General features: G+C 73.5%; 9 protein-coding genes. 3 read left to right on the forward strand and 6 right to left on the reverse strand.

The annotated features are described in order from the left end of the window. Positions 1–2: 2 nt before the first annotated feature. Together JFN87_RS30050 and JFN87_RS30055 are read left to right on the forward strand one after the other, a co-directional pair. Positions 3–845: an N-acetylmuramoyl-L-alanine amidase gene (locus JFN87_RS30050; RefSeq protein WP_209345190.1), complete on the forward strand. Its 843-nt coding sequence runs from the start codon at positions 3–5 to the stop codon at positions 843–845. A gap of 148 nt (positions 846–993) precedes the next feature. After that, positions 994–1,755 carry a hypothetical protein gene (locus JFN87_RS30055; protein ID WP_209345192.1) on the forward strand — a complete coding sequence of 254 codons (762 nt, stop codon included), beginning with the start codon at positions 994–996 and terminating at the stop codon, positions 1,753–1,755. Positions 1,756–1,883: 128 nt separating this feature from the next. Here the strand turns inward: JFN87_RS30055 and JFN87_RS30060 are convergent, their stop codons facing one another. The 6 genes from JFN87_RS30060 to JFN87_RS30085 form a co-directional block, all read right to left on the reverse strand. Then, on the reverse strand, positions 1,884–2,678 hold the full coding sequence (locus tag JFN87_RS30060; RefSeq protein WP_209345194.1) for a maleylpyruvate isomerase N-terminal domain-containing protein: 795 nt from the start codon (positions 2,676–2,678) through the stop codon (positions 1,884–1,886). Between the two features lie 87 nt (positions 2,679–2,765). Then, entirely contained in the window at positions 2,766–3,059 is a 294-nt protein-coding gene (locus tag JFN87_RS30065) for a hypothetical protein (RefSeq protein ID WP_209345196.1), read from the reverse strand. A gap of 96 nt (positions 3,060–3,155) precedes the next feature. Beyond that, complete coding sequence (locus JFN87_RS30070; RefSeq protein WP_209345203.1) at positions 3,156–4,241, reverse strand: prenyltransferase; 1,086 nt, start codon at positions 4,239–4,241, stop codon at positions 3,156–3,158. Positions 4,242–4,243: 2 nt separating this feature from the next. Next, entirely contained in the window at positions 4,244–4,978 is a 735-nt protein-coding gene (locus JFN87_RS30075) for a class I SAM-dependent methyltransferase (RefSeq protein ID WP_209345198.1), read from the reverse strand. A 59-nt stretch (positions 4,979–5,037) separates the two neighbouring features. Beyond that, complete coding sequence (locus JFN87_RS30080) at positions 5,038–6,312, reverse strand: glycosyltransferase family 4 protein (RefSeq protein ID WP_209345205.1); 1,275 nt, start codon at positions 6,310–6,312, stop codon at positions 5,038–5,040. A gap of 477 nt (positions 6,313–6,789) precedes the next feature. After that, on the reverse strand, positions 6,790–7,326 hold the full coding sequence (locus JFN87_RS30085) for an excalibur calcium-binding domain-containing protein (protein WP_209345199.1): 537 nt from the start codon (positions 7,324–7,326) through the stop codon (positions 6,790–6,792). 249 nt (positions 7,327–7,575) lie between these two features. Between JFN87_RS30085 and JFN87_RS30090 the strand changes: the two genes are divergently transcribed. Beyond that, positions 7,576–8,472, forward strand: coding sequence for an LLM class F420-dependent oxidoreductase (locus tag JFN87_RS30090; RefSeq protein ID WP_372449311.1), 897 nt, complete (start codon positions 7,576–7,578; stop codon positions 8,470–8,472). Positions 8,473–8,503 lie beyond the last annotated feature (31 nt).

The following is an 8,503-nucleotide window of genomic DNA, read 5'->3' on the forward strand; positions in this document are numbered from 1 at the left end:
GGCTGCGCGCGGCCGCCCTGGGCGCCGCGCTCGCCGCCGCGTCCTGCGTGCTCGCCGGCTGCCACGGCATCGGCACGGCGGGCCATGTGGCCGGCAGCGACGGCCCCGAGACGCGTGCCGCCACACCCTCCCCCACGGCGCCCACCACGACGCCATCCGCCACGGCCTCCGCGCGGCCGCTCGCGGGCAAGGTCGTCGCCGTGGACCCGGGGCACAACCCGGACAACCACCTGCACACCGCCGAGATCAACAAGCAGGTGGCGGTCGGCAACGGCCACAAGGAGTGCGACACCACCGGCACGTCGACCAACGACGGTTACGCGGAGGCCGACTTCACCCTCGACGTGGCGCACCGGCTGCGCACGCTGCTCGAGAAGCAGGGCGCGAAGGTCGTCCTCACCTACGACGGCGACCGACCGTGGGGCCCGTGTGTCACGGAGCGCGCGGAGGCCGGCAACAAGGCGGGGGCCGACGCGGCGCTGTCCATACACGCGGACGGCGCCCCGGTCGGCAGGCGCGGCTTCCACGTCATCATGCCCGGCCGGGTGGACGAGGGCGGCGCGGACACCACGTCGATCGTGCGGCCGTCCCACACACTCGGCACGGACCTCAGGAACGCCTTCCAGCGGGTGACCGGCAGCGCGCGCTCCAACTACATAGGCAGCGGTACCGGGTTGGACACGAGGACCGACCTCGGCGGGCTCAACCTCTCGACGGTCCCGAAGGTCTTCATCGAGTGCGGGAACATGCGTGACCCCAAGGACGCGGCGCTGCTGAAGAGCCCGGCCTGGCGGCAGAAGGCGGCCCTCGGCATGGCCGAAGGCATCGAGAAGTACCTGAAGTAGCGGCCCGCTGCACGACGGGGGCTGATCAGGGCGTACGTTCCGGCGGGCGGACGCGCCGAACGCCGCGTGCGGGCGGACGATACATTCGGACCGCACCCGGGGGCCACGACCGCCCGCCCCGAAGAGACGACTGACGAAGGACTTTTACGTGAACATCCGCTCTCTCACTCGAGGCGACGGCGTGGTGATCGGAGCAGCGGTGGTGCTGTTCATCGCGTCGTTCCTCGACGTGGTCTCGGCCAACGGCTTCGGGTCGAACGCGTGGAACAACCTCGGTCTCACCATGAGCATGTACGTGGGCGGCGTGATCGGCGCCGCGCTGCTCGTGCTGTCCCGCTCGTCGGCCCAGCCGCGCAAGGTCCTGGGCCTCGACATGCGGCAGTTCGGGGTGGCGTTCACGGTGTTCTCGGCGTGGACGGCGCTGTGGACGTTCATCGACTACACCAGCAGGGGCGCGGGGCTCGTCATCGGCGTCATCGCCGCGCTCGTCCTCGCGTTCGGCGCCGTCGCCACGCCGCTGCTGCCCGCGCTGCAGGCGCCGCTCGCGCCCGCGCCGAAGCCCCAGCAGCAGCCGCAGCCGTACGGGGCCGGCTTCGCCGGCGGCCAGGGGTACGGGTACCCGGGCGGCGGCCAGCAGCCGTACGGGACGCAGGGGCACGGGTACGGCGCGCAGGCGGCGGGTGCCGCGCCCGCGACGGGCGGCGGGGCGCCGGAGTTCGCGCCGTTCTGGTTCGCGGTCCCGGTCGCGCGACCGCTGTACGGGGAGGACGGCTCGCCGTCCCCGATCGCCGAACTCGCCCCGGGCACCTGGTACCTGGCGGTGGAGCAGCACGGAGCGGGCCTCGTCGCGCAGACGCAGGACGGGCGCAGGGGCGTCCTCCAGGACACGACGGGCATCCAGCGCGGCTGAGTCTCCCGGACGCGGCCACTTCCGCGAACGGCACGCGCGTACGGCGGGTCCCCGGCTCAGGGGGCCCGCCGTACGCATGCCATGACGGCGGCGCGCGCTCCGTTCCGCGGGAGTCCGTTCCGCGGGAGTCAGTCGAACCGGGCAGTCTCCAGCCACGCGTCCAGCAGCCCCCGGTCGCCCAGCACTTCGAAGTCCTTCCCGTCCACGGGGAGCCGGCGCAGCGATGCAAGCAGCAGGCCGGTGAGCGGCGCGCGCAGGGCCACGTCCGCCTTCTCGTGGGCGCGACGCCAACTGAAGCCCTGCCCGCCGACCTCAAGCAGCCACTCCGCGCCCGGCGCGTCCGTGGCGTGCAGGTGGATGGTGCCCGCGAGGCCTTCGGGCACCGGGGCGTGTTCCTCGGTGACCGCGAACTCGATGATCCGCAGCCACTCGTCGAGCGCGTCGGCGGCGACATCGGCGTCGGGGCGGTACGAGTCGAGGCCGCCGGCGACGGCGAGCGCGACGTCCGCACGGTGCACCAGGACCTCGTGGCACATGCGCCGCGCCCAGAACGCCGTCGAGTGGTCCCACCCCCAGGTCCACACCGGAACGTCGGGCCCGGCCGCACGCAGCGCGTCGGTCACGACGGTCGCGCCGCCGGCGAGCCAGGCAGCCAGGTCGCGCGCGTCCTCGGAGCCCTCGGGGCCCTCGGGGCCGTCTCCTTCGGGCACCTCGTCGTCCGGCGGGTTGTGCCGCGCGCGTTCGGCGACAATGTGCCCGGCCCAGCGCAGGGCTCCCCCGGTGTGCCGCACCAGCCGCCCGGTGGTCCAGTCGGGACAGGTCGGTACGGGCGCCGAGAGGTCGGCCCCGTCGAGCAGCGCGCACAGCGCGGAGGTCTGCCGGGTGATCTCGTCGCAGTAGCGTTCGTGTGTCAGTACGGGCATGCGCCCGACCATAAGGCCGCACCCCGCCTGGGCACACGTGCTTATCCGTGGCGCCGGCGGGGCGCGGCCGTGGCGTGACCGGTGGCGTCAGAAGTGGCGGAGCCGGTTGGCGAGCCCGTGGCCCACGAACAGGTAGACCACGGCGGCCAGGCCGTAGCCCGCGACGACTCGCGCCCATGCGTCGTCGAAGGTGAAGAGGTTGTACGACCAACCGGCGAGCCAGCGGGCGGCGTCCTGGATGAAACTCACCAGCGCGTTCGCCCGGTTGGCGTCCAGCAGGTACATCACGATCCACAGGGCCAGGATGAAGGCCAAGATGTCGGCGATGACGATGATGACCGTCGCCGCGGAGCGGTTCCCACTGCGTGTATGTGTGGCCATGCAGGTCGTCTTGCCGCTTGTGTACGTGTGAAACCCGCGTTCGGAAGCCCGAACGGGCGTGCGCGGCCCAGCAGTCGGGGCGGAGCAGGACGCCCCCTACGCGCAGCAGTCGGGTTCCACACCGCGCGGCAGCCGCCGGGCGCCGAACACCGCGGTGGTGGCCTCGTCGCCGCCGAGCGCGGCGACCGCGAGGAGCAGCGAGGCGGCGGTCCACGTGGTGCGTTCGGCCGGCCACACGGCCTTGTCGCCCTCGAAGACGTAGCCGGTCCAGTACATGCCGTCGTCCGCGCGCAGGTGCCCCACCGACTGGAGGACGCCGAGTGCGCGGTCGGACTCACCCATCGCCCAAAGGGCCAGGGCGAGTTCGCAGCTCTCGCCGCCGGTGACCCACGGGTTCGGCACGACACACCGCACCCCGAGGTCCGGCACGACGAAGTCGTCCCAGCCCTCCTCGATACGGGACTTGGCCTCGGCGCCGGTCAGCGCGCCGCCCAGGACCGGGTAGTACCAGTCCATCGAGTAGCGCCCCTTGTCGAGGAAGGCGCCGGGGTGCGCACGAATCGCGTGGCCCAACGCACCCGTGGCCAACTCCCATTCCGGCTGAGGCTCTTCGCGTTCCTCCGCGATCGCGAGCGCACACCGCAGCGCCTGGTACACGGAGGAGCACCCGGTCAGCAGGGCGTCGTGCACGGGCGTGCCGTCGGCCTCGCGCTTCCAGCCGATCTGCCCGCCGGGCCGACGCAGTTCGAGGACGTAGTCGACGGCCGCCCGCACGACGGGCCACATGGTGTCGAGGAACGCGTCGTCGCCGGTGGCGAGGTAGTGGTGCCACACGCCGACGGCCGGATAGGCGCAGAAGTTGGTCTCGCGGTGCAGCTCGCACGGCAACTGGCCGCCGTGGTCGCGGTCCTGGTAGGCCGCATACCAGGAGCCGTCGCCATTCTGGTGGGCGGCGAGCCACGCGTACGCGGCGGCCGCGGCGCCGTGCTCGCCCGCCGCGTCGAGCGCCATGGCCGCCTCCACGTGGTCCCACGGGTCGAGGTGGTGGCCGCGGAACCAAGGGATCGCGCCGTCGGGCCGCTGCACCGCACGGATGCCCGCGACGGTCTCGAAGGCCTGACGTTCCGTCAGCACTCCCGGCAGCACGAGGTGTTCCGTGCGGCCGGGCCCCGCGCTCGACAGGGTCACTCCACGCCCGCAGCGACCTGGCGGGGCTTCGTCGCATACGCCACGAAGCTCTTGCCGATGACGGGATTGAGCAGTTGCTCCGCCGCCTTCGTGGCGAAGGGCTTCTTCATGATGTCCCACACCAGCAGCTTGTGGTACGCGCGCACCGGGAGCGCGCGGTCGTTGTCGACGCCCATGGCGCACTTGAGCCACCAGTAGGGCGCGTGCAGCGCGTGCGCGTGGTGGCTGCCGTACGGCTTGAGCCCGGCCTCCCTGATGCGGCCGAGGAGTTCGTCCGCCTTGTAGATGCGGATGTGGCCGCCCTCGACCTCGTGGTACGCGTCGGACAGCGCCCAGCAGACCTTCTCGGGGCCATAGCGCGGCACGGTCACCGCGATGCGCCCGCCGGGGCGCAGCACGCGCACCATCTCGGCGAGCACGCCCTTGTCGTCGTGGATGTGCTCCATCACCTCCGAGATGATGACGACGTCGAACGACTCGTCCGGGAACGGCAGGTTCAGCGCGTCGCCCTCCATGGCGGTCGCGGTGGCGCCGTCGGGCGCCTCGCCCGCCTCCTTCATGGCGGCGAACCAGCGGGCGACCTCGCGGATCTCCTCGCCGTTGCGGTCGAGGGCGACGACGCGCGCGCCGCGCCGGTAGCACTCGAAGGCGTGCCGGCCCGCGCCGCAGCCCAGGTCGAGCACGCGGTCGCCCGCGGCGAGCGGGAAGCGGGTGAAGTCCACGGTCAGCACGTGAGCCTGCTTTCGCGGTCGGGGGGTGGTTCTGGCTTCTTGCGCGGCCGGCCGCGCGGCTAGCGCGCGGCGGCCCTGAGGTGGGGGCGCGGGTCGCGCCCGCGTCGCTCGATCGCCGCGCGGTACCTCTCGACGGTGCCCTCCGCGGCCTTCGCCCAGGTGAACCGGGCGAGGACGCGGTCGCGGCCGGCCGCACCGAGCCTGGCGCGCAGCGCCGGGTCGCCGAGCAGCCGCCCGAGTGCGGCGGCCAGCGCGCCCGAGTCGCCCGGCGGCACGGCGAGGCACGTCTCGCCGTCGGCGCCCGCCACCTCGGGGATCGCTCCCCCGGTGGTCGCGACGAGCGGCGTGCCCGTCGCCATGGCCTCGGCGGCCGGTAGCGAGAACCCCTCGTACAGCGAGGGGACGCAGGCGATCTGCGCGCCGCGCACCAGGTCGACCAGGTCGGCGTCGGAGACGCCCTTGACGAACTCGACGGCGCCTTCGAGCCCGTAGCGCGCGATGGCCCGCGCCACGGGACCGTCGTCGGCGCGCCTTCCGACGACGACGAGGTGTGCCCCGGGGTGCTCCGTGCGCACCTTCGCGAGCGCCTCCACGAGGTGCACGAGCCCCTTGAGCGGGACGTCGGCGCTCGACGTGGTGACGATGCGCCCCGGCACCTCGGGCACGGCCGGGTCGGGCGAGAAGAGGCCGGTGTCGGCGCCGATGTGCACGACGTGGACGCGGCAGGACCGCACGCCCAGGTCGTCCACGATCTCGCGCTTCGACGATCCTGAGACGGTCACCACGGACGGCAGGCGCCGCGCCACGCGCTTCTGCATGCGCGTGAAGCCGTACCAGCGGCGCACGGAGTACCGCTTGCGCCAGCCGGGCGCGGCGCTCAGGTCGAGGCGGCGGTCGACGGTGATCGGGTGGTGGATCGTCGTGACGAGGGGGGCGCCGAGGTCGCCGAGCAGGCCGTAGCCGAGGGTCTGGTTGTCGTGGACGACGTCGAACTGCCCGGCGCGCGAGGCGAGGTGACGGCGGGCCCGCAGCGAGAACGTCAGCGGCTCGGGAAAGCCACCGCTCCACATGGTGGCGACTTCGAGGGCGTCGACCCAGTCGCGGAACTCGGCGGCCTTCGGTGTCCTGAACGGGTCGGGCTGCCGGTACAGGTCGAGGCTGGGCAGCTCGGTGAGCGTGACGCCTTCGACCTCGTCGAGCACCGGGTAGGGCTGGGCGCCTATCACCTCGACGCGGTGGCCGAGGCGGGCGAGTTCGCAGGAGAGGTGGCGGACGTAGACGCCCTGCCCGCCGCAGAACGGGTTGCCCTTGTAGCTGAGGAGGGCGATCCTCAGCGCTTCCGGGTCGGCGCCGTCCGCCCCGGCGGTGCGCGTTGCGGCGGTGCGCGTTCCGGCAGGGTAGGTTCCGGCGGCGTGCGTTGCGGCGGCGTGCGTTGCGGCGGCGTGCGTTGCGGCGGCGCGGGGTCCGGTACCGCGGGCGGGGTCCGGGCGGTCGGACGAGGCCGGGGACTCCGTGGCTCCAGCGGTCACTCCGTCCCCTTCCCACCGGGCTCTTTGTCGACTTGACGTGCCGACGGAGCGTAACCGGCCGCGCTGAGCCCGGACAAGTCACACCTGATCGGCGACAGCCTCCGAATCTACCGGCTGGTAGGGACCGGCAGGCCCCCGGATCAGGTGATTCCCGCCACGCGCACCCCCCACACGCCCCCGCCCCCGGACTCCGGATCCGCCGCGGGAATCCCGCCAGGAGGAGCGGGAAAGCCCGCAGGAGCGGGCGATCCCGCGGTGGATCGGAACGGCCCGGTCGTGGGCCTACTCGCAGGCGACTCCGTCGCCGTCGCGGTCGAGGTGCGCGGCATAGCCGGGATCCCCTCGGTAGAGAGGGGTGGCGCCGGCGGCCCGTGCCGCCGTGCAGTTCTCGTAATAGGTAGAGCTCCCGCCCCCGCCGGCGCTGCCACCGCCACTGCCCCCGCCGCCCCCGGAGCGCGGGGCCGCGGCGGTGACCGTGACCCGGACACGGCTGGTGCGGGTCACGGTCACGGTCGGCGCGGGCCGCGCCTTCTCCGTCGTGGTGACCGTCGCCGTCGGGGCCGGAGGCGTCTCGGTCATGGTGGCCGTCGCCGTGGCGGTGGCGGTGACCGTCGGGACCGCGTCGGCCGCCGCGGGCGCCGTCTTCACCTGGGCGCCGCCGCCCGAGGCTCCGAGACCCCAACCGATGGCGAGGAAGGCGACCGCGGCGGCCGGCAGGAGCACGCGCTTGCGCGTCCATCCACGACCGGCCCGCCCGGCCGGCCCGTTGTACGGGTTGGTGGCCGGCGGCAGTGGCGTCGGCGTATTGCCTCGTGTCATGCGTCCCCCCAGGACCGCTTGTCCGATTCTCGGAGGCAAGACGCTAGCGGGGGCGCGCCACCGCCGGACCTGAATGTTCCGGTGGTGACGAAACCGTGATGCAGGCGTGTGGACGGGGCGCCTCACGCCCCCTCACGGCCGCTCACGGCCCCTCACGGCCCCTCACCGTCCCGTGCCGGTGCGGCACATGCGTGCGACACGGCCGCACCGGCGTGGAACAACGCGGCCGCGCCGCCTGGTTGCCCCACCATGGAATCCATGGAACCCACGAACACGTCCGCCACGGAATTCGGCACCATCGGCGTGTGGAGCACCGCGCTCCGCACGGACAACCCGGAGCACGGCGGAGAGGTGGCCGACGCGGCGGCCGAGCTGGAGTCCCTCGGCTACGGCACGATCTGGCTAGGCGGCAGCCCCTCGGTCGCGGACGCGGCCCCGCTGCTCGCGGCGACGAGCCGGCTCGCGGTCGCGACGGGCATCCTCAGCATCTGGGACCACAACCCCGAGGACGTCGCCGCCGCGCGCGCCCGCCTGGAACGCGACCACCCTGGCCGCTTCGTGCTGGGCCTAGGAGCGAGCCACAGCGCCCTCGCGGAGCGCTACGCCCGCCCGTACTCGACGATGAAGGAGTACCTGACGGGCCTCGACGAGGCGACGGAGCCGGTCCCCGCGAGCGGCCGCGTGCTGGCGGCGCTCGGCCCGAAGATGCTGGAGCTCTCCCGCGACCGGGCGGCGGGCGCCCACCCGTACCTCGTGACGGCGGAGCACACGGCGAAGGCGCGCGAGATCCTCGGCAAGGGGACGCTGCTCGCGCCGGAGCTGAAGGTCGTGCTCGACACGGACACGGCGGCGGCTCGGGAGACGGCCAGGGCCTACCTGGGCGGCTACCTGCAACTGCCGAACTACACGAAGAACCTGGAGCGTCTCGGCTTCGCGGAGTCCGACTTCACCGGCGGGGGCAGCGACCGCCTCCTCGACGCGGTGTTCGCGCTCGGCGACGCGGAGACGATCGCGAGCCGGGTGGGCGCGTTCCTGTCGGCGGGCGCGGACCACGTGGCGATCCAGGTTGTCACCGCGGACCCGCGGCACGACGTGCCGCTCGCGCAGTGGCGCGAGCTCGCGAAGACGCTGCCGGTGGGCGGCTGACGGGACGCGGCACGCGGCCCCGTCAGCCGCC

This window comes from Streptomyces montanisoli, from assembly GCF_017813245.1.
GTDB lineage: Bacteria > Actinomycetota > Actinomycetes > Streptomycetales > Streptomycetaceae > Streptomyces > Streptomyces montanisoli.